The 20179-nt window shown below is 66.8% G+C and carries 22 protein-coding genes, 1 tRNA gene and 2 pseudogenes; 13 read left to right on the top strand and 12 right to left on the bottom strand.

What is annotated here, in order from left to right; translation table 11 throughout:
• Positions 1-14 precede the first annotated feature (14 nt).
• A complete protein-coding gene (gene dcd, locus ACOGW9_RS02015) occupies positions 15-593 on the bottom strand; it encodes a dCTP deaminase (protein WP_419854931.1) in 579 nt (192 codons plus the stop codon).
• Positions 594-625: 32 nt separating this feature from the next.
• Between dcd and ACOGW9_RS02020 the strand changes: the two genes are divergently transcribed.
• Positions 626-696 (top strand) — tRNA-Gly (locus tag ACOGW9_RS02020).
• Between the two features lie 4 nt (positions 697-700).
• Here ACOGW9_RS02020 and ACOGW9_RS02025 read toward each other — a convergent pair.
• The 7 genes and pseudogenes from ACOGW9_RS02025 to ACOGW9_RS02055 form a co-directional block, all read right to left on the bottom strand.
• Positions 701-970, bottom strand: a complete 270-nt coding sequence (locus ACOGW9_RS02025; protein WP_419907877.1) for a hypothetical protein — start codon at positions 968-970, stop codon at positions 701-703.
• Positions 967-2331, bottom strand: coding sequence for a replicative DNA helicase (gene dnaB / locus ACOGW9_RS02030; RefSeq protein WP_419907879.1), 1365 nt, complete (start codon positions 2329-2331; stop codon positions 967-969). Before dnaB ends, ACOGW9_RS02025 begins: the two co-directional genes overlap by 4 nt.
• 207 nt (positions 2332-2538) lie before the next feature.
• Entirely contained in the window at positions 2539-2988 is a 450-nt protein-coding gene (rplI, locus tag ACOGW9_RS02035; protein ID WP_419907881.1) for a 50S ribosomal protein L9, read from the bottom strand.
• Positions 2989-3170: 182 nt separating this feature from the next.
• Positions 3171-3431, bottom strand: a pseudogene (rpsR, locus tag ACOGW9_RS02040) (30S ribosomal protein S18); the annotation flags it as partial.
• Positions 3431-3898 carry a single-stranded DNA-binding protein gene (gene ssb, locus ACOGW9_RS02045; RefSeq protein WP_419907883.1) on the bottom strand — a complete coding sequence of 156 codons (468 nt, stop codon included), beginning with the start codon at positions 3896-3898 and terminating at the stop codon, positions 3431-3433. The pseudogene rpsR and the gene ssb, both read right to left, overlap by 1 nt.
• 11 nt (positions 3899-3909) lie before the next feature.
• Positions 3910-4245, bottom strand: coding sequence for a 30S ribosomal protein S6 (rpsF, locus tag ACOGW9_RS02050; RefSeq protein WP_419907886.1), 336 nt, complete (start codon positions 4243-4245; stop codon positions 3910-3912).
• Between the two features lie 269 nt (positions 4246-4514).
• On the bottom strand, positions 4515-6098 hold the full coding sequence (locus ACOGW9_RS02055; protein ID WP_419907888.1) for a transglycosylase domain-containing protein: 1584 nt from the start codon (positions 6096-6098) through the stop codon (positions 4515-4517).
• A gap of 222 nt (positions 6099-6320) precedes the next feature.
• Here ACOGW9_RS02055 and ACOGW9_RS02060 point away from each other — a divergent pair, with 222 nt between their 5' ends.
• The 11 genes and pseudogenes from ACOGW9_RS02060 to ACOGW9_RS02110 all read left to right on the top strand — a co-directional run bounded on the left by ACOGW9_RS02060 (position 6321) and on the right by ACOGW9_RS02110 (position 15807).
• The gene (locus ACOGW9_RS02060) at positions 6321-7691 is read left to right on the top strand and encodes a CCA tRNA nucleotidyltransferase (RefSeq protein WP_419907890.1); all 1371 of its coding nucleotides are present in this window, start codon (positions 6321-6323) and stop codon (positions 7689-7691) included.
• Between the two features lie 48 nt (positions 7692-7739).
• On the top strand, positions 7740-8135 hold the full coding sequence (locus tag ACOGW9_RS02065; RefSeq protein WP_419907892.1) for a DUF5318 family protein: 396 nt from the start codon (positions 7740-7742) through the stop codon (positions 8133-8135).
• Positions 8136-8283: 148 nt separating this feature from the next.
• Positions 8284-8766, top strand: coding sequence for a CarD family transcriptional regulator (locus ACOGW9_RS02070; protein WP_419907894.1), 483 nt, complete (start codon positions 8284-8286; stop codon positions 8764-8766).
• Positions 8767-8789: 23 nt separating this feature from the next.
• Positions 8790-10595: a murein biosynthesis integral membrane protein MurJ gene (murJ, locus tag ACOGW9_RS02075; protein WP_419907896.1), complete on the top strand. Its 1806-nt coding sequence runs from the start codon at positions 8790-8792 to the stop codon at positions 10593-10595.
• On the top strand, positions 10592-11461 hold the full coding sequence (locus ACOGW9_RS02080) for a DegV family protein (RefSeq protein WP_419907898.1): 870 nt from the start codon (positions 10592-10594) through the stop codon (positions 11459-11461). Before murJ ends, ACOGW9_RS02080 begins: the two co-directional genes overlap by 4 nt.
• Positions 11462-11522: 61 nt before the next feature.
• Positions 11523-13028: a hypothetical protein gene (locus ACOGW9_RS02085; protein ID WP_419907900.1), complete on the top strand. Its 1506-nt coding sequence runs from the start codon at positions 11523-11525 to the stop codon at positions 13026-13028.
• Between the two features lie 76 nt (positions 13029-13104).
• Positions 13105-13473, top strand: a complete 369-nt coding sequence (locus tag ACOGW9_RS02090) for a hypothetical protein (RefSeq protein WP_419907902.1) — start codon at positions 13105-13107, stop codon at positions 13471-13473.
• A complete protein-coding gene (gene trxB, locus ACOGW9_RS02095; RefSeq protein WP_419907904.1) occupies positions 13470-14447 on the top strand; it encodes a thioredoxin-disulfide reductase in 978 nt (325 codons plus the stop codon). Before ACOGW9_RS02090 ends, trxB begins: the two co-directional genes overlap by 4 nt.
• Before the next feature lie 74 nt (positions 14448-14521).
• Positions 14522-14845, top strand: a complete 324-nt coding sequence (trxA, locus tag ACOGW9_RS02100; RefSeq protein ID WP_419907906.1) for a thioredoxin — start codon at positions 14522-14524, stop codon at positions 14843-14845.
• 14 nt (positions 14846-14859) lie between these two features.
• A pseudogene (locus ACOGW9_RS02105) lies at positions 14860-15027 on the top strand (peptidoglycan-binding domain-containing protein); the annotation flags it as partial.
• Positions 15028-15036: 9 nt separating this feature from the next.
• Positions 15037-15807 (top strand): peptidoglycan-binding protein, encoded by a 771-nt coding sequence (locus tag ACOGW9_RS02110; RefSeq protein WP_419907908.1) that lies wholly within the window; start codon positions 15037-15039, stop codon positions 15805-15807.
• Positions 15808-15988: 181 nt separating this feature from the next.
• On the opposite strand, the gene ACOGW9_RS02115 is transcribed toward ACOGW9_RS02110, so the two are convergent.
• Complete coding sequence (locus ACOGW9_RS02115; protein WP_419907910.1) at positions 15989-16894, bottom strand: ParB/RepB/Spo0J family partition protein; 906 nt, start codon at positions 16892-16894, stop codon at positions 15989-15991.
• On the bottom strand, positions 16891-17742 hold the full coding sequence (locus ACOGW9_RS02120) for a ParA family protein (RefSeq protein WP_419907912.1): 852 nt from the start codon (positions 17740-17742) through the stop codon (positions 16891-16893). The genes ACOGW9_RS02115 and ACOGW9_RS02120 overlap by 4 nt, the downstream gene beginning before the upstream one ends.
• 146 nt (positions 17743-17888) lie before the next feature.
• Between ACOGW9_RS02120 and ACOGW9_RS02125 the strand changes: the two genes are divergently transcribed.
• The gene (locus ACOGW9_RS02125) at positions 17889-18521 is read left to right on the top strand and encodes a 16S rRNA (guanine(527)-N(7))-methyltransferase RsmG (RefSeq protein ID WP_419907914.1); all 633 of its coding nucleotides are present in this window, start codon (positions 17889-17891) and stop codon (positions 18519-18521) included.
• A gap of 67 nt (positions 18522-18588) precedes the next feature.
• Here the strand turns inward: ACOGW9_RS02125 and ACOGW9_RS02130 are convergent, their stop codons facing one another.
• Positions 18589-19077 carry a protein jag gene (locus ACOGW9_RS02130; protein ID WP_419907916.1) on the bottom strand — a complete coding sequence of 163 codons (489 nt, stop codon included), beginning with the start codon at positions 19075-19077 and terminating at the stop codon, positions 18589-18591.
• Between the two features lie 167 nt (positions 19078-19244).
• On the bottom strand, positions 19245-20177 hold the full coding sequence (locus tag ACOGW9_RS02135; protein WP_419907918.1) for a Rieske 2Fe-2S domain-containing protein: 933 nt from the start codon (positions 20175-20177) through the stop codon (positions 19245-19247).
• Positions 20178-20179: the final 2 nt, after the last annotated feature.

Raw genomic sequence — 20179 nt, forward strand, 5'->3', positions numbered from 1 at the left:
CTCCGGCGCGCGGCCTACAGCATGCGGCGGGAGCGGAAGTTCTCGTGGTAGCGGCTCGGTGTGGGGCCGCGCTGGCCCCGGTACTTGGAGCCCAGCAGCTCGGCGCCGTAGGGGTGCTCGGCGGGCGTGGTCATCTCCATGAAGCTGATCTGGCAGATCTTCATGCTCGGGTACAGGGTGATCGGCAGGTTGGCCACGTTCGACAACTCGAGTGTCAGGTAGCCGTCCCAGCCGGGATCCACGAAACCAGCCGTGGTGTGGATGAGCAGGCCGAGACGGCCCAACGACGATTTGCCTTCGATGCGCCCGACGAGATCGTCCGGCACGGCCACGCGCTCGAGCGTGGAGCCCAGCGCGAACTCGCCGGGGTGCAGGATGAACGCGTCGCCCGCCGCGACCTCCACCTCCTCGGTCAGGTCGGTCTGGTCCTCGATGACATCGATGACTCGACGGGTGTGGTTGCGAAACACCCGGAAAGTGGCATCCAGCCGCAGATCCACCGATGAGGGCTGCACTGCTGCATCACCCAAGGGTTCGATGATGATGCGGCCCTTCTCTAGGGCTTCACGGATGCTCCGGTCCGACAGGATCACCACACACCTCCTCTAGGCTCTGGCCTTCGCCCGCGGGTGTAGTTCAATGGCAGAACTTCAGCTTCCCAAGCTGATAACGGGGGTTCGATTCCCCTCACCCGCTCACCTCACCCGGCCACGAGCGTTGCAAGCGCCCAGATGGATGCCACGAGTCCGACGAGGGCAAGCGGCACGGCACGCCACGCCGGCGCCCGCACCGTCTCGCCGTTCTCTCCGGCACGCCGCGGTCGCGCCATTGCTGCCACGTTGCCGACAAGCAGCGCCGCGCCCAGCGCCAGCACCAGGTACGGGATGAGATCCTCCCCAAGGAAGGGCGTGGCACCCACGGCAGGCAGAAAGGCCTCCACCGGATCGGGCCATGGGGGCACCCCGCTCACGTCTCGTGCGCCATGTCGGCGAAGAGCGTGTACTGCGGCATGAACGCCACCCGTGCCGTGCCGGTGGGGCCATTGCGGTGCTTGGAGACGATGATCTCAGCCATGCCCCGGTCAGTCGTGTCCTCGTCATACACCTCATCGCGGTAGATGAACATCACGACATCAGCGTCTTGCTCAATGGAGCCCGACTCGCGCAGGTCCGAGAGCATCGGACGCTTGTCGCCGCGGGACTCGAGATTCCGGCTCAGCTGCGACAGGGCCACGATCGGCGTCTCGAGCTCGCGAGCCAGGATCTTCAAGCCGCGAGATATCTCGGCGATCTCCACCTGACGGTTCTCGGCAGTGGCGCGGCCGCTCATGAGCTGCAAGTAGTCGACAACGATGAGGCCCAAGCTGCCCAAGCGGCTGCGCAAACGCCGGGCCTTGGCGCGGATCTCGGCGACCGTCACGTTGGGGTTGTCATCGATCCACATCTGTGCATCGCCGAGGCGGCCCACGCTGCGCGTAATGCGATTCCACTCCTCGGCTCGCAGCTGACCAGTCCGCACCCGCGTGGCGTCGACCCGTGCGTCGGATGCCAGCAGACGACCTGTCAGCTCGGCGTGGTTCATCTCGAGGCAGAACAGCAGCACGGGTTCCTGCAATTCCAGTGCCACGTTGGACGCCATCGTCAGGGCGAAGGCTGTCTTGCCCATGGCGGGTCGACCGCCGACCACCACCAGCGACGACGGTTGGATCCCCGACAGGATGTTGTCGAGCGATGAGAAGCCGGTCGCCAATCCCGAGAACGCGTCGCCGCGCTCGTACAGCTCCTCAAGCCGGTCGAGGCTCTGGTCGAGCAGGTCATGCAGCGATTCGGTGGAGTCGACGATGCGGCGCTCAGCCACGCTGAACACCAGCGATTCGGCCTGGTCGATGGCAGCGGCGGTGTCGGAGGGGCGGTCATAGGCGAGTTCGGAGATCTCTGCAGAAACGGAGATCAGCCGCCGCAGCAAGGCGTTGTCTTCGACGATGCGCGCGTACCGATCGACGTGGGCCAGCGTCGGTGTGGCGGCTTCGAGCGCCAGCAGCCGCTCGGAACCCCCGGCCGCCGCCAGATTGCCCGTGCGTTCGAGCTGGTCGGCAACCGTCAGGCAGTCGACCGGTTCTGATGAGATGTACAGCGTCTCGATTGCATCGAAGACCAGGCCGTTGGCGGGCACGTAGAAGTGCTGGGCATCGAGTCGCTCGACGGCAGCGCCGATGGCATCGCTCGAGAGCAGCATTGCCCCGAGCACCGACTCCTCCGCGTCGATGTTCTGCGGCGGCAACCGCCCGCCAGCTCGGCGCGCGACATCCGTCGACAACTCGGCGAGACTCATCGCCCGCGATCCTGCCGTGCGGACCCTCTGGAACGCTTGGGCACATCACTGGGATTTCCGGTGGAAATCGGCTCTGCCGCATGTGCATAAGCGGCTGCTTGTCCACAGGCACCACAGCGGGGTAAGGCCATGGCGCCATTGCACCAGGGGGGTGTGACAACAGCCGACAAAGGCAGGCACCGTCGTGCCCACCGGCTCGGTGCCTGCCTAGCTCAGCGCAACGACCTCGACGTTGAACGTGAACGCCACCTCAGGGTGCAACTGCGCAGAGACCTCGTGCGAGCCGATGGTGCGGATCGGCGCGGGCAGCGACAGCTTCCGCCGATCGACGTCCACGCCGGTCCGCGCAGTCACGGCGGTGGCGATCTCGCTGGTGGTGACCGAGCCGTACAGGTGCGTGCCCGATCCTGCCCGAGCGGCAATCGTCACGCCCTCGGCCACCAACTGTCTCGCCACGCCCTCGGCTGTCTCGCGCTCGCGCAGGTCGCGCGCCGACCGTGCCCGCGCCATCGCCGCGGCCTGGGTGACGGTGCCCTCGGTCGCGCGCAAGGCCAGCCCGCGAGGAATGAGGTGATTGCGGGCGAACCCGTCGGCCACATCGACCACCGAGCCTGCGGTGCCGACGCCGTCGACGTCGCGGCGCAGCACGATCTTCATGCCTGCTCCCCCGCGACCGCAGCCGGCTCTGGGCTGGCTGCGTCGTCGCGCTGATCGTCGAACGGGTCCCCAAGGTCGGTCTGCTCGTCGTCGGCAAGTGCCTCGGCGCGCTCGGGGCCCGGCCGGCGATCGTCACCGGGACGCGGTCCCCGTCGCTTGTCGCCGCGGCGCTGGGTCATCGGCCGGCGCGCGTACTCGAGCAAGGCCATCTCGCGGGCGGTCTTGATAGCCCGGGCAACCTCGCGCTGCTGCAGGCGGCTGTTCCCCGAGACCCGTTGGGCCCGGATCTTGGCTCGTTCGGAAATGAACGACCGCAGCAACTCGACGTCCTTGTAGTCGACGTAGGACACCCCCGCCGTGGTCAGCGGGCTGACCTTGCGGCGGCGCGGGCGGTTGCGCAGATCTTTCGTCCGCGCTCGACCGGTTCGCTTGCGTGGTGGCATCAGAAGGGTTCCTCCTCAGGAGCGTGCTGTGCGGGCGCGTCCCCGCCGTCCCAGCCAGGACTGGACGGGCGACGCTCACGGGCGCCGGCACTCTCAGCCCCCGGTCCCCGCGGGGTCCGTGTGATCTCGGCAGTGGCCCAGCGCAGCGAGGGCGCGATCTCGTCGGCGACAATCTCGACGACGTTGCGCTGCTCGCCCTCCTGGGTTTCCCAGCTCCGCTGCTCGAGCCGGCCCGTGACGACGACGCGATTGCCTTTCGCCAGCGATTCGCTGACGTTCTCGGCCAGCTCGGCCCAGCAGACGATGTTGAAGAACGAGACCTGTTCGTCCCATTCGTTGGTCTGGCGGTTCATCCATCGCCGGTTCACGGCGATGCCCAGCAGCGCCCGGGCACGGCCGGTCTGGGTGAATCGAAGTTCGGGATCGCGGGTCAGGTTCCCCACGACGGTGATGGTGTTGTCAGCCATGACGCCTCCGCTTATTGGCTGTTTGCCGACGTCCCATCGAGCAGCCCGCGCCGTTGCGCTTCGTCGTCAGGGAGTCGGATGAGCTTGTGGCGGACGACGCCGTCCGCGATTCGCAGATATCGCTCTACCGGGTCCATCGCCCCGGGCTCGGCCCGCAGCTCGATCACCGAGTAGTAGCCGCGTGTCTTGTGGTTTATCTCGTACGCGAAGTCTCGCAGACCCCAGAAATCGAACGAGGCGACCTCGCCGATCTCGGAGATCCGGCCCTGGATCTCGTCCATGGCAGTGCGGGCTTCGGAATTCTCCAGGTCACCGTCACAGATGACCATCAGCTCATACGCGCGCAATTGGGGGCATCCTCCTGTGGACCCGCCGCAGCGGGGCCCCTCGCGGGGCAGGTATGGGTTGGCGCACCTGCCTGCGAGCCCGGCCCCAATGAGCAGGCCCCGTACAGGCACCGCTGGCAAACGCCAATGGCACCTGAGGCGCTTCGGGCACAAGAGCGCCCGTGGTGCTCCCGCAACGCTAGGCCCAGCGGCGGCGGATCGCACCTGAATTTTCGGTCACCCCCGCTGCCGGCCCGTCAGACCCCGACCTAGCGAACCTGCCGACGACCTCACCGGGGCGGGCTGACCGATGAGCTCGGCGCGTACTGCAATGGCTCCAACACTGCGAGGAACAGCTCGCGAGCGGCTGTCGCGGCGGCAGCCGAATCCGCATTGCCGAGGCTGACGCGAACAGCGGCCGTGTAGTGAGACGTCCAGCCGGCAAACCAGGCATCACCGGTGTGTGGAACGACTCCTGCGCGGCCCCAGGCAGTCACGCCCGATGCCAGCGAGTGCTCGTCCATGCCTGCGCGCATCTGAGCGACTGCATCAGCCTCCAGCACGGGCCGCGGGGTCATACGCCAGCGATCGAGATCCCGGTCCCGAAGCGGCCGGTGCGGCGCGGTGGCGGCCTCCAGGACGATGCGCGAAGGCCGCTCGGCACCGCCGGCAGCGATGACGCCGAATGCCGACGCCACCTCGACGACGTCGCCGGCAGCCCCGGCGTTGCCGCCTGCGGGATCCGGCCCGATCAACGACCCGAGCGTGCTGGGATCCGACCCGCCGAGGTCGCCGACCGGTCGGTCGCGCAGTCCCCCCGACGGCTGCGCACCCGTGGCCACTCCAGTTTTGAGGCTCAACAACACACGCACATCGCCGCTGCGGTCCAGCACGACCACCTCCGCGTCCGCTGCGGCGCCGAGCTGGTTCTGGATCGTCTCCAAGGTGGCCCGCTGCGCAGGCAGGTCGATGCTCGTGGTGACGTGCAGGCCACCGGTGACAACGCGATGCACTCCGTAGCGTTCGACGAGCTGCAGGTACGCGTTCGTTGTCGCGGTCGCGAGGCCGGCATCGGCAACCAGCAGCCGGATGAACCCGCCCGAGGCTGCGTCGGGCGCAGCCGTGCGAGCCGACCCGGCGACGATGCCCACATCAGCGGCCGGCCGGATCCCTTCGATGACTGCTGTCGCTCGGCCGAGGGCCAGCTCGTCGGGCGTGAGCATGCCGTTCTCGAACATGGCCACCAGCACCTGGTCCCGGCGCAGGCGCGCCGTCCGGTTCGGATCGTCTGCATCTGCTGATGGCGCGTCGACGCCCCAAGGCGCATCGATGAGCGACGCGAGATACGCCGCCTGCGGCACCGTGAGATCGGACGCCGGGATCCCGTACCAGGCTGCTGCTGCGGCGTGTACGCCGTACGCACCACGGCCCAGGTAGACGACGTTGGCGAAGCGTTCGAGAGTCTCCGGACGGCTCAGCTCGCGGGCGAGCCGCAGTTCCGCTAGCAGCAACCGCGCTTCGGCGATCACGTTGCCATCGGAGAGGTGGACAGTGTCGAGGTACCGGCGCATGATCCCGTCACCGGTGTCCCCGCCCTCAGCAACGGTCCCTAGGCGTCGCACCGAGTCGACATACAAGGACGCATCGACGCCTTCGCCTTCGAGGAACAACGGATCCAGCGTCGCGAGGATGGCGTCGACCAGCGCAGGAGCCAAGTCTTCGAGACCCAACGAAGCGTGCGAGACCGGGGGCCCGATTTCGGCGAGCGCTGAGCCGTGACGGTCGTACAGCACGCTCGGCGCCACTTCGACGTGGGCCGGCGGAGCCCCCAAGGTGTCCAGCGCTCGGCTCCCCACGCCGACGGCGACCAACATTGCTGCACCCAGCCACAGCAAGACCCGAGCCCAGCGTCGACCGGTTCGGATCGCGGCAGGTGTGGTGCGCGACCGTCTGGACCCGTGGGTCGCCGCGCCCGGCGTGCCGGAAGCCGGCGGCCGCCGCAAGGCGGGTGTGCCGTCAGAGGATGGACGGTCCATGTCGCTCGCGCCGCGCAGGGTACAACGAAGAGATCAACTCTGATTTGTACTCTCGGACGGGTGGGATCGAACCCAACGAGATCCGAATCAGCGGGATCGAGCCCAACGTCATCAACTCCTGTCCGAGCGGCCCGGCCCGCTGCGACGTTCAGCGATGCCTACCAGCCCGAACTCAATGAGCGAATCGGGATGCTGGCCGAGGCGTTCGCCGACGCAGGGCACCGGTTCTTTCTGGTCGGCGGGCTCGTGCGTGACGCGCTGCTGGGCCGCGGCCTGACAGGCGATATCGACATCACGACCGACGCATTCCCGGATCGGATCGCTCAACTCCTCGCCGACTGGGCCGACACCATCTGGGACCAGGGAAAGAACTTCGGCACCGTGGGTGCGCGCCGAGGCAGCACGACTGTGGAGATCACCACCCATCGTGCAGAGTCCTACGACCGCGAGTCGCGCAAGCCGAACGTCCGCTTCTCTTCCGACATCACCACCGACTTGGGACGGCGGGATTTCACCGTCAATGCCATGGCTGTCGAGATGCCGGGTTGGGCTGTGCTGGATCCGTTCGGAGGCATGCAGGATCTGGCGAACGGTGTCCTTCGCACACCCTCGGAGCCAGAAGGACTGTTCTCGGACGACCCGCTGCGGATGCTGCGTGCGGCACGGTTCTGCTCACAGCTGGACCTGTCAGCAGGACCCGAACTCATCGCTGCCGTTCGCAGCGTGCGCCCGCGGCTGGCGATCGTGTCGCGCGAACGCATCGCGACCGAACTCACCAAACTCCTCGAATTGCCCAGCGTCGCGGCAGGTGCCGACTTTCTCGCCGTGACCGGGCTGCTCGGCGATCTCGTGCACCCATGGCGCGCCTCGGACGCCGAGGTTCCCGCGGCAGCGCTGGACAGTGTCGACGGCGACGGCGACCGTGTCCCGCTCCGCTGGGCAATCCTGCTGGGACCCGTCTGCGGCAATGACGCCGAAGCAGCACGCTGCCTGTCCGCGTTGCGCATCAAGGGCGCGACGATCAAGGCGACTCGCTCCATTCTGCGAGCCGCCCACGCGGTGGAGGTCGCGAGCGCTGACGCTCCGACGCCAGACATCGCCGAGGATGCGGGGTGGCGGCCCGTCGCCCGCCGTCTCGTCATCGATCACGATGCGAGCCTCGACGCCGCGCTCGTCGCCTTGCGTGCGTGGGGCCGTCCCCTCATCGAGCCATTCGACGCGTGGCTGACCGAAGTGCGCACCGCAGAAGGCCCGGCGCTCGGCTGCCTTCCCGTCGATGGCCACCGTGTCATGGAGCTGCTCGAGGCGTCCGGCGCAGTCGTCGGCGAAGCACTGAGCTGGCTGCGGGAGCGGCAGATCGAGCTCGGTCCGCTGAGCCCAGAGCGCGCCAGTGAACTGCTTCGCGAGTGGGATCGTCAGCGAGACGGCTGAGCCGGCAGAGCGCGATCAGGCTCGAGACACGCAACTATCGTGAACCGCGTGGCGCTCCAGCCCTACATCGCACCCGAGCCAGCATCGCCGGTGCCGGGCTCAGTCGACTACCGGCTCAAGCGGCGACGGTTGCTGGCGGACGTGGAAGCCGGCGTGGTCTCACGTGCTGAGGCGTGCGATGCCCACCCTGAACTGCTGCGGGCGGCTCGCAACGCAGCTCCGCCGCTCGGCCGCAGCTGCCCGCTGTGCCCAGACGGCGAACTCCGCATCGTCGGCTATGTATTCGGACCCAGGATGGGCAGCGGCGGCAAGTGCGTTTTGTCGGACGCAGAACTCCAGCGCGTTGCACGGCGCCGCGGGAACTTCGTGGCGTATGAACTCGAGGTGTGTCCCGACTGCGGTTGGAACCACCTCATCCGGCGCTACCCGATCGGCGCCGGCTGAGCGGATCTGGCGTCGACGCAGCCAGCTCACTGACGCTCGGGGCGGCTTGCTCCCGAAGTGGCAGCTAGATCACTTTCTGGCATCCTTCTAGCTGTCCGGCGCGGGTCTCATTCGGCTCCCGCAGCAGTCGGCAGCGGAGCAGGTGACGATGAAGTTTGAGCTTGGCGACCGCGTGATCTACCCACATCACGGTGCAGCGGAGATCACGGCGCGCGAGGAGCGGGATGAATTCGGCGAGTCGCGCGAGTACCTGGTGCTCAAGACGGCGCACGGCGAGCTGACGGTCAAGGTCCCGGCCGACATGGTCGACGAAGTCGGCATGCGACCGCCGATCGACACCGATGACGTCGAGGACCTCTTCGAGCTGCTCGCCAAGAAAGACGTACGCGAGCCGGCCAACTGGAGCCGTCGCTTCAAGAATCATCAGGAGAAACTGAAGTCCGGCGACATCTACCAGGTCGCCGAGGTGGTACGGAACCTCGCGCTGCGCGAGAACGCCAAGGGTCTTTCGGCGGGCGAGAAGTCCATGCTCGAGAAGTCCCGCCAGATCCTCGTCTCCGAGTTGTCCATCAGCATGGACGTGACCGAGGACGAAGCCCGCCAGCAGGTGGAACTGCGGCTCGCCGGCTGAGCGGGCAGCGACTGGGCGCCAATATGCGCCGACGGCCCGAATTGCGCCGACGGCAGGGCGCTGCGGCGGCCGCCGCCGGCATCGGCGCCTCGCGCCTGTCTGGCTTGGCGCGCACGGCACTGGTCACCAACGTCCTCGGAATCGGCACCATCGGCGACGCCTTCGCCGCAGCAATGCGGATCCCGAACTTTCTGCAGAACCTCTTGGGCGAGGGCGCGCTGTCAGGAGCGTTCGTGCCGGCGTACAGCTCGCTCAGCGAGCGCGACGAACGTGCCGCCGGCCGGCTCGCCGGCGCTGTTGCCACGTTCCTGCTCGCAGTCACCGCCGCTGCGGCGCTGATCAGCATCTTCGCGGCGCGACCGCTCGTGCGACTTATCGCCTGGGGCTTCGTCGGCGATCGCTTCGAGCTCACCGTCACCCTCGTGCGCATCACTGTGTGCGGCACGGCGCTGGCCGTCCTGAGCGCGTGGTGCCTGGGAGTGCTGAACAGCCATCGGCGTTTCTTTCTGTCCTATGTGGCGCCCGTGGTGTGGAACGCCACCCAGATCGCCGTGCTCGTCGGTGTGATCCTGTGGGGTGTGGCCGGCACCAGCCGGGCAACGGCGCTGGCCTGGGGTGTCACCGCGGGCGCGGCCGGACAGGTCCTAGTCCAGTTGCGTGGCGTCTGGCGTGCCGATCCTCATATCAAGCTGAACTTCCGCTGGCGCGAGCACGAAGCAGCCGGGGTCATCAAGCGCTTCGGCCCCGCCGTTGCAGGTCGCGGGGTCTTGCAGATATCAGCGTTCCTGGATCTCGCGCTCGCTTCTCTGCTCAGTGTCGGGGCCGCGGCGGCGATGGCTGCCGCGCAGACGCTGTACCTGCTGCCGCTGAGCCTGATCGGCACGAGCATCGCTGCAGCCGAACTGACAGAGCTGAGTCGAGCCCGTGACACCGCAGTCATCGCGGAGCGGACATCGCAACGCCTGTGCGCCACGGTCTTCGGGGTCTCCGGAGTTGCAGCGATCTACCTGGCGGCGGGCACTCCGCTGAGCGACGCGATCTTCAACCTGGCCGGCCTGCGCAATGCCATCGCAGATGACGACATCGCGCTCATCGCGCTCGTCCTCGGGGCCTACTCGCTTGGTCTGGTGCCGTTGGTGGCATCTCGGCTGTGCCAGAACGTTCTGTTCGCCGCGAGGGACACACGGACGGCTGCGGTGATTGCCGCCATCCGCCTGGCTGTCTCGCTGGTCATCGGCGCAGCGCTGATGCTGCCGCTGGACCGGGTCCTGGTCATCGACGGTGCCCTGACCGGTTTCGGCGACATCGACCTGTTCTCGCGGGAGTCCACCTGGTCGTTGCTGGATTCGAAGATCCGTTCCGATCCGGCGCTGCCGGCCCGTCTGGGTGCGGTCGGGCTCGCGTTCGGTGCGGCTGTCGGCGCGTGGGTGGAGATGGGACTGCTGCGCCGGGCGGTGCTGGCGCGGCGGACCGCGCGCGGCGGGCTGCCACGGCGCACCGACTGGCCCGAACAGCGGCTGTTCGGCGGTTCGGGAGCGCGCCACCTAGTGCCTGCCGCCGTCGCGCTCGCTGCCGGAATCCCGGCATCACTGGCGCTCGACGTGCTGCCTGCGGTGCTGCGATTCGCTGCCGTGGCAGCGCTCATGGTCGCAGTGCACCTCGGCTGCGGGCTGGCGCTCAAACTGCCCGCCGCCCAAGCACTGATCTCACAGCTGCCCCGTCTCATGCTGAACTGGCGTCGACGCCCCGACGGCAGCTCCCCCGACGGCACAGCCGGCGAGGCGACGCGACCGTCGTCCGACGGCGATGAAGGAGGCTCCCAGCCATGACAACCCAATCACCGGTGCACATCATCACCGACAGCTCCTGCGATCTCAGCGACGACGCCGTCGCCGAGCTTGGCATCACGATCGTTCCGCTGGAGATTCGATTCGGCACCGAGACGTTCGTCGACCGGGTCGAGCTGAGCACGGCCGACTTCTGGGAGCGCTGCCGATCCGACCCCGAGCTGCCCTCCACGGCCGCACCCGCGCCAGGCGCTTTTGCGCAGGCGTACCAGCGTGCAGTGGACGCGGGCGCTCCCGAAGTGGTCGTCATCACGCTGAGCGGCGATCTCTCGGCCACAATCGAAGCTGCCCAGCAGGCAGCCGGGGCGCACGCTGAGCTTCCCTGCCACGTCGTGGACAGCCGCTCAGTCAGCGCGGGACTCGGCCTCATCGTCATCGCTGCAGCCGAGCTCGCCGCCAACGGCTCCAGCGGCACAGAGATTGTCGATTTCGTGCAGTCAGTCGCGCCGCGCGTCCGCATTCACGCTGCCTTGGACACCTTGGAGAACCTGCGCAAGGGTGGCCGCATCGGGGCAGCCCAGTCACTGCTCGGATCGGTGCTGTCGATCAAGCCGTTGATCACGGTGACCGATGGGCGCGTCGAACCGGCCGGCAAGCAGCGGACACGCACACGTGCGCTCGCACACCTGGTCGATCTGGTGTCAACCGAACGCGCGAACATCGAACGGCTCGCCGTCATGCACGCCGACTGCGCAGACGTCGACGACTTCGTGGCCCGAGTCGCCCCCCTCACCGATGCCGAACCTGAGGTGATGATGATCGGGCCGGTGGTCGGCGCGCATACGGGTGCCGGAACGATCGGTGTGGTCTTCATCGAGCGGGAACCCGCGTCCGTCTCACCGGAGTGACCGCAACAGCCGATGCTGCGGACCCCCCAGGTCCGGCCTCGCGGGATCCGTCGACGCGCTGATGACGGACTCCAGCATCACAAGCGAGCGGTACGAGCGGCGCGAACTGCTTCAGCCGGGTGCGGTCGAGACGTGGTCAGGTCTCGACCGGACGCTCAATCGGCCCGTGACCATCCGCAGGTCGTCCGCCGACAGCGAGATCGGGCACCGGCTGCGCCTGCAGGCCAAAGCTCTCGCTCGGGTGGAGCATCACGGCCTCCTGCACATCCTGGACACCTACGACGAAGTCGAGCACTTTGCCATCGTCACCGAGCAGCTGCCCACCAGGCTGCTTGTCGACGAACTCACCGCGCCCAACGGCGACATCAAGCGGCTCGCTGCGGCCGAAGCCGTCCGCATCGTGATCGCGGTGACCGAGGCTCTGGCGGTTCTGCACAGCTCGGGTTTCGCCCACGGCGGTGTCGACGCCGACTACATCGGATGGCGAGCTGAGGTCGGCTGGGTCATCCTCAACGGTCCGCCGACCGACGACGCGGTCACCATCCCCGCCACCCGGCGGGCCGACTTGATGTCGGTGGCCGTGCTCGCCCATCGGTTGATCGCCGGCGCGGCTCCCCAGCGACGACCCGACGGCACCTGGGAGCTGGATCCCGCGGTGCCTGACGTGGTGGCGCCGGTGCTGGCGCGCGCCATCAGTGCGTCAGACCCGTGGCCTGACGTGCCGTCGATGCTGCTCGCCCTGCGTTCGGTGGTCGACGACCTGCCGCACGCCGACGACGGCCACACCGACCGCAGGTCGGTATGGCAGACCGAGCGCCACTGGCTCGCGCCGGTAGGAGTGCTGGTGGCCGCCGCTGCGACCCTCGTCGGCATCGCCCTCTTCATAGAGCAGCCCGAAGAATCCGAGCGCCCAGCGGCGCAGGCCATTGCCACGACCGCTCCGAGTGTCGATCCCAGTGGCGAATCGCCGCCTGTCGTCACCGTGGCACCGACCGGGCCCCCTGCGGCTACGACGACCACGCCGCAGTCCACCGTCCCTGTCACGACCACGACGCCGTTGCGGCGCGTGCCTGTGCCGCTGGAGTCCATCACCGACTTCGACCCAGCGGGCGACGACCGGGTCGAGCACCCCGAGCGGTTGATCTTCATCAACGACGGCGATCCCACCACCGGCTGGAGCACGGCGCGCTACAGCACCCGCGATTTCGGCGGTCTGAAGGACGGCGTCGGCCTCATCATCGTGCTCGCTCCCGGCGGTCCAGCACACCTAGATCGCCTGGCAATCGACTCCCCCACCGTGGGCTGGTCGATCGAGGTGTACGTCTCGACCGAGCGGAACCGGACGCTGATCGACTGGGGCAACCCCGTGGCGGTCGCTTCGGACATCACCGGTTCGACGACGCTCGATCTGCCCGCCGCCGATGCTGCAGCTCTGCTGGTGTGGATCACCGACCTCGGCGACGAGCTTCCCAGCGGCGGGCACCGGGTCACGGTTTCCAGGATCGACGTCAGCACGACATCGGGGGCGCAGGAGGCACCCACGGGCACCGATGCCGTGACGCCGTAGCGGTCAGCTGCCCCATGGCGGTTCGGGCATGGGTGATCGCGGGGTGCGGCCGAGACTCACCACTAGCCTGCCGCCGATGAGCCCCGTGCGCGGCGCCGGCCGTTCGAAGACAGGGCGCAACGGCGCGTCGGAACCCGACGCCGATCCCGCGGTCGACGACAGCATCGACGCAGCCGTGGCCAGGTTCACCGATGCTGTCGAAGCTGTCCGCTCGCGCACAAGCGGACCCTTGGTGACCGCTGTTCGCGCGCTCGTCTACGGCGTCGCGATCGCAACGGCCGCCGTGGGTGTCGTGGTGCTCGTCGCAGTTGCGGCAGTTCGAGCGCTCGACATCGTGGTGCCCGGCGATGTATGGGCAGCCCATCTCATCACGAGCGCAGCATTCGGTGTCGCTGGCGCATGGGCGTGGTCCAAGCGCCGTCGCCGCGGGACGGCTCACACATGACCAATGCTGACAGCACTCTTGACGACGCCGTGGCGGTACGTGACGTCATCATCATCGGAAGCGGTCCCGCAGGCCTGACCGCAGCGATCTACACAGCCCGCGCCCGGCTGGCGCCGCTGGTCATCGAGGGTGAACCGTCATCAACCTCCGATCAACCTGGTGGGCAGCTCATGCTGACTACCGACGTCGAGAACTATCCCGGCTTTCCTGACGGTGTCATGGGACCCGAGCTGATGATGAGTTTTCGGGCACAGGCAGAACGGTTCGGCGCCGAGTTCCGCACCGCCAAGGCGACCAAGGTGGATTTCAGCGAACAACCGTTTGCTGTTTGGATCGGCGACGACCGCTATCTCGGCCGCACGGTGATCGTGTCGACCGGGGCCCAGAGCTTGCTGCTCGGGTTGCCCGACGAAGAGCGTCTGATCGGTCACGGCGTGTCCACCTGCGCAACCTGTGACGGGTTCTTCTTCCGGGATCAGGAGATCGCCGTGGTCGGAGGGGGCGACAGCGCTCTCGAAGAGGCCCTGTTCCTGACACGCTTCGCGTCCAAGGTGTACCTCGTGCACCGGCGTGACCAGCTCCGGGCGTCGAAGATCATGCAGGACCGCGCGTTTGACAACGACCGCATCGAGTTCCTGTGGAATCGTCGCGTACAGGCGATTCACGGCGACGAGCGGCTCGAGGGCCTCACGCTGGAAGACACCCAGACCGGCGAGCACTCCTCGCTCGATGTCACCGGGCTCTTCGTCGCCATCGGTCACCGGCCGAATACCGAGCTGTTTGCGGATTGGCTGGATCGCAAGCCGAACGGCTATCTCGTGACCGAGGCCGGCAGCGCGCGGACCAACATCGCCGGCGTCTTCGCCTGCGGCGATGTCCAGGACGACTACTACCGGCAGGCGGTGACCGCTGCGGGCTCGGGGTGCCAAGCCGCTATCGACGCGGAGCGCTGGCTCGAGGCTCGCGGGCACTAGCTCTGCCAGATCAGCCGCCGTATATCGAAGTCGGCGCATTAGCCTCGCTGTAATCGCGACATGAGGAGCCCCCAATGGCCGAAGGCATATCCACCTTGGACGACAGCACATTCGACGAGACCGTCGGGAGCGCTGACAGCCCAGTGCTGGTGGATTTCTGGGCCGAGTGGTGTGGGCCGTGCAAGATGATCGCCCCGATCCTCGAAGAGATCGCTGCGGAGCAAGACAACATCCGCATAGCGAAGGTCAACGTGGACGAGAGCCCCGACTTGGCGATGCGCTACCAGGTGATGAGCATCCCGACGCTCATCATGTTCCGGGACGGAGAACCGGCGAAGCGCCTGGTCGGCGCCAAGCCGAAGAGTGCCTTGCTGGCTGAGATCGGCGAATTCCTCTGATCCGACCCTTCGGCATCGGCGCGGCAGGTCCGCACGTACGAGACCTCCAGCACCGGCTGAGCGCGACAGGCCATTGGAACGGCCCAGTCAGCGGGATCTTCGATGCTGCGACGGCCGACGCTGTTCGGGCATTCCAGCACCACCGCTCCATCGATGTCGACGGCATTTGCGGTCCTGAGACCTGGTCCCTGTTGATCGAGGCCGGCCAGCGCCTCGGAGATCGCCTGCTGTATCTGCGCACTCCCCAGCTGCGCGGCGACGACGTGTCCGAGGTGCAGCGCATGCTCAGCACGCTGGGATTCTCAGTCGGGCGCATCGACGGCATCTGGGGCCCGCTGACGGCGGGGGCGCTGGCTGACTTCCAGCTCAACATGGGGCTCGGCGGAGACGGCGTCTGCGGCGGTCATACCCTGCGGACGCTGCAGCGACTCGTGCGTCCCCTCGGCGATGCTTCGGTGGTAGCGCACATCACCGAGCGTCAACGGCTGGAATCCGCGGGAGGCCAACTGGCGGGCCACCGGATTGCCATCGGCGAAGCCGGTGGCCTCGAACCGGTCACCGCGTCGGTCAGGCGGGCCGTCGGGCGCAACGGTGCGGAAGTTCTTACGGTGCACCATCCCGACTGGTCCGCGCAAGCGGCGCAGGTCAACCGGTTCGGCGCAGCCGTGTACATCGGCTTCGAAGTGAAGCCCACAGCACCTTCGATTAGCTACTTCCAGGGACGCCACTTCGTCAGCCGGGCTGGTCAGCGGCTGGCCGCAGATATTGCCGAGCGGCTCGAACCAATGTTCGGTGAAATGCCGACGAGCGGCATGGGCTTGCCGATGCTGCGCGAGAGCGCCATGCCCGCAGTCCTGTGCAGGTTTGAAGGGCTTGACATCCTCCTGGAATGCAACCGTGAGGTAGCCAGCGCCGTAGCCCAGTCCACGCGAGACTTGCTGGTCACCCAGCCGTCTGCGTGATTTCCGCTGCGTGATCCTGTCTGCCTGTTCGTGGTCTCACCGTGCCGCGGGTGACTGCGAAGCCGCTTCTCGTTCTCCCCAAGTTGTCCACAGGAAGTGGACAACAAGTTCAGATTGAGGCTGTGAATCCGGCCCGTCTGACGAGTCAGCGCCGAAGATTCAACTTGCTCCCCGCATAACGTCAACCTTCAAGCGACTCTGGAAAGTTGGCCGTCATGGTGTCGAAGAGCCGCGATAGGTCGGCCAAATCGGCGAATCTGATGACAATGTGTCCCCCACGGCTCGCCATCTGAACCTCCACCGAGGTCGCCAAGGCGACAGACAATGCTGCCTCTACCTCCAAGACTGCAGCCGGGCGCTCTGCTTCGGGAGCAGCTGCAGCACCCGCGTCCCGTTCATCATTCGAAGCCGGCTGGACATCGGGCACTGGTGAGGTGCCCAAGGATCTGACAGCTTCCTCAACCGCACGGACCGACCAGCCCTCGTCCACGATGCGCTCTGCGAGCAGCTCGATCTCGACAGGATCCTCGCAGCCCAGGAGCGCGCGGGCGTGACCGGCCGAGAGCTCGCCGTCCAGCAGAAAGCGCTGCACGGTGACAGGCAGTGACAGGAGCCGCAGCGAGTTGGTGATTGCCGCTCGGCTGCGGCCCATCCGGCGCCCGAGCTCGGAGTGCGTGGCACCGAAGTCGTCGATCAGCTGCCGGTAGGCGGCAGCCTCTTCCAGAGGGTTGAGATCCGCCCGGTGGACGTTCTCGATCAAGGCGTGCGTCAGGCTCGATTCGTCATCGGCGGCACGCACGACTGCCGGGATGGTGTCGAGGCCGGCAATCTGGGTTGCCCGCCAGCGGCGTTCCCCAGCGATGATCTCGTAACGCCCGACGATGCCGGTCTCACGCACCACGATCGGCTGCAGGACGCCAATCTGGCGGATCGAGTCGGCGAGCGAGTCGAGCGACGCCGCATCGAAGTGCCGCCGGGGTTGCAAGGGGTTGACCTCGACAGCGCCGAGCGGGACCTCGCGGTAAGCCGACTGGCCTGTCGGGATCAGCGCGCCGAGCCCACGTCCAAGACCTCGCTGGGCGTTCATGTCGACGCTCCTTCGACTACGTCGTAACGCTCGTCGGTGTCGTGGGCATCATCAGCACCATCGGCTTGGGCGCCTGCGGAATGATCGACGACGCCGTGGTGGGGATCTCCTCGTTCATGAATTTCCCGGGCAAGCTCCCGATATGCAACGGTGCCTCGGCTCGACGGTGCGTAGACGGTCACCGGTTGGCCGACGCTCGGCGCTTCCGACAGTCGTACTGACCGAGGTATGACGACTCTGCAGACCCGGTCTCCAAAGTGCCGGCGTACATCTCGGACCACTTCGGCCGCGAGCCGGGTCCGGGCGTCGTACATGACCATCACGATGGCGCTGATCACGAGGGCAGGATTGAGCCCCTCTCGCACCATGTCGACGTTGTGCAGCAGCTGGCCGAGTCCTTCGAGCGCGTAGTACTCGCACTGGACGGGCACCAGGATTTCCGTGGCTGCGCTCAGGGCATTGACAGTCAGGAGACCGAGCGACGGGGGACAGTCAATGAAGATGTAGTCGTAATCGTCGATCAGCGGTTGCAGTGCGTGACGGAGTCTCAACTCACGGCTAAAGACGGACACGAGTTCGATTTCGGCCCCAGACATCTCCAGCCGCGCAGGCGCGACGGCGAAGTTCTCGATCTCGGTCGACTGGATGCAGTCCTGCAGGTCGGCAGCCCCGAGCAGGACTTGGTACATCGAAAGATCCAGCACACGCGGGTTGATGCCGGCACCAGTCGCAGCGTTTCCTTGCGGATCCATGTCGACGAGGAGGGTCCGTTGACCGGCTTCCGCGAGCGACGCACACAGGTTGACGGCCGTCGTCGTCTTGCCGACGCCGCCCTTCTGGTTCGTCACCGCAATGATCCGGCCCATTCTGTCTCCCGTTCACGGGCCGCTCGGGCCACGGCTTCGCCTCTGAGAGTACGCCGTCGCTGTACGCGCGGCGGGGTCCCGACGTCCGATGTTTCACGTGAAACGTCTGGACTACGGTGACTGGGGCCATGGATCCGGCCCTCGATCTGCTCCTGGATCAGCTCGCGCGGGGTCAGCGGCTCGGTTACCTCGGAACAGGCGATCTGCAAGCACATGTCGAGCACGCGCGGGCCCATTGCGGCGCAGCCCGTCCTGAACCGGGCCAACGCTGGTGCGATCTGGGAAGCGGCGGGGGAGTGCCGGGGCTCGTCATGGCCCTCGATGAACCGGACGTCGAGTTCGCTTTGCTGGATCGGTCCGAGCGCCGAACGGAGTTCTTGAGGGACGCGGTTCGTCGCCTCGGGATCAGCGACAGAGTCCGGATTGCCAGCGGGGATGCCGCGCAGCTTGCACACCAACCCGAGCATCGACACGCATACGACGGTGTCGTCAGCCGGGCATTCGGCCCGCCAGGGGCAGTCGCGGAGTGCAGCAGCGGCCTAGTGAAACCCGGCGGCAGGCTGGTGGTCAGCGAGCCGCCGCATCTGACGACGCGTGACGGGCTCGCGCGTTGGCCGGTCGACGGGTTGGCCGAGCTCGGCTGGGATTTCGACGGCTTGAGCGGAGGGGAGCCCACCTTTGCGGTTCTGACGCGCCAGCCGTCACACCTGGACGTCTACCCGCGAGCCTGGAAGCAGATCCGCAAGCGGCCGATCTTCTGAACGAGCTGCCCGCTGCTGACGCGCGCTAGCCACGCGGGTCGGGCTGCCCGGGCCAGGAACGTGCCCGCTATGAACTCGATGGCACGAGCACGACCCGGCGTCGCGGCTCGTCGCCGACCGAAATGGTGTCAACACCCGAGATTTCATTCACGGTGTCGTGCACAACCTTGCGGTCAGCTGCGTTCATCGGTTCGAGTCCTCGTTCGGTCCCCCGGTCCACCACGGCCTGAGCAAGCTCACGAACGTATGCCTCGAGTGCTTCACGGCGTCGTTGCCGGTAGCCGCCGACGTCAACCCGGACGCGAGCACGTCGCACGCCAGGAAGCCGGCGCTGCAGCATCGTCTTGGCGACTTCTTGAAGTGCCACCACATGACGTCCGCGCGGACCGATCAGCAATCCCAGGGACTCGTTGGCGCCTTCAAGATTGATTTCAAAGCTGTCGTCATCTGCGGCGACGGGAACCGCCGTCGCCTCGATGCCGAACGCCTGCACCAAGCCATCCAAGAACTCCTGCACCATGGCCTGCTGTTCGGCTGTCGTTGTCTCACCTGTCATCTTCATCACCTCTGATCGGGCTCGCATAGGTCGTGGCCCGCCGCACGCAAGCTGTCAACGCGTGCTGATGTCACATTGCTCGCACGTCGTGAGCGCGGCTCAGCCTACGGGTCCGCGGCCGCGTAGCCCCTGAAGTTCCCGACGTTCATAGGGACGGGACGCGGCGCTCAGGGTCGCGACGAATCGCACAGAGGCTCATCGGCGTAGAACTGGGTGCAATACGCCCGGTACTTCATGATTTCGCCATCCGTGTGCACGAGCCGGGGGCGCGGGACGTAGTGCTTGCGGCTCCAGATGATCTCATCCTGTTGAACGTCTCGAATCTGAAGATCCGCAATGAACTTGTTGATGATGGGTGCTCGCATCCGTCGCGGCAAGAAGCTCAGGCCGGCGATCGGTCGCTTGGGTTTGTGCAGTGTGCGCATCCTCGAGACGATGGACATGTCAATGAGCGTGCCGTCAACCGGCGTCGCCAACACCCACAACCGGGCATCAATGCCGATCGAACGCTCTTGGAACTCGACGAACGAGTAGCCCAGTCCCACGACGTGGGCAATCGCTGATACATGCAGGGTGAGCTTGGCGAGCTTGGCAATTCTCCTGGTCGTCGAGAAACCGAATCGGCTCTCAAGCCGCGGCCCGTCAATCAACACCGGCGCTTCGTTGGCGACGTTGTGGTAGCCGTGGATATAGCTCAGGTGCGCGATGTCTACCGAATTCTCGCTGGTTTCCTGCGGATGGCCGGCAAACCGAATCGTCCGGATCTGCAGATCGGTCCAGTCGTCGCCGGTTCCAGGGACATCAGGCAACTGCCACTGCGAAGGTCGTCCTCCGAGGCCCCACCAACCGAAGATCAGGCCTTCGGTCTCGCGCACTTCGAAGAGGTCCAGCTGCGCTGAACGGGCGGGCGCTCCAGATGGCGTGGCCACGCACTGCCCGCTGGCCTCGAACTCGAATCCGTGAAAGGGACAGACCAGTCGGCCGTCGACGATTTTCCCCCCGGCTTCAGGTCCCAGATCGGAGCCCAGGTGGGGACATATCGATCTCGCGATGCAGATCTGGCCAGCCGCATTCGACCAGATGACGATCTCTTCGCCCATCC

Origin of the sequence: Candidatus Poriferisodalis sp. (assembly GCF_965203655.1) — a bacterium.
Lineage (GTDB): Bacteria > Actinomycetota > Acidimicrobiia > Acidimicrobiales > Poriferisodalaceae > Poriferisodalis.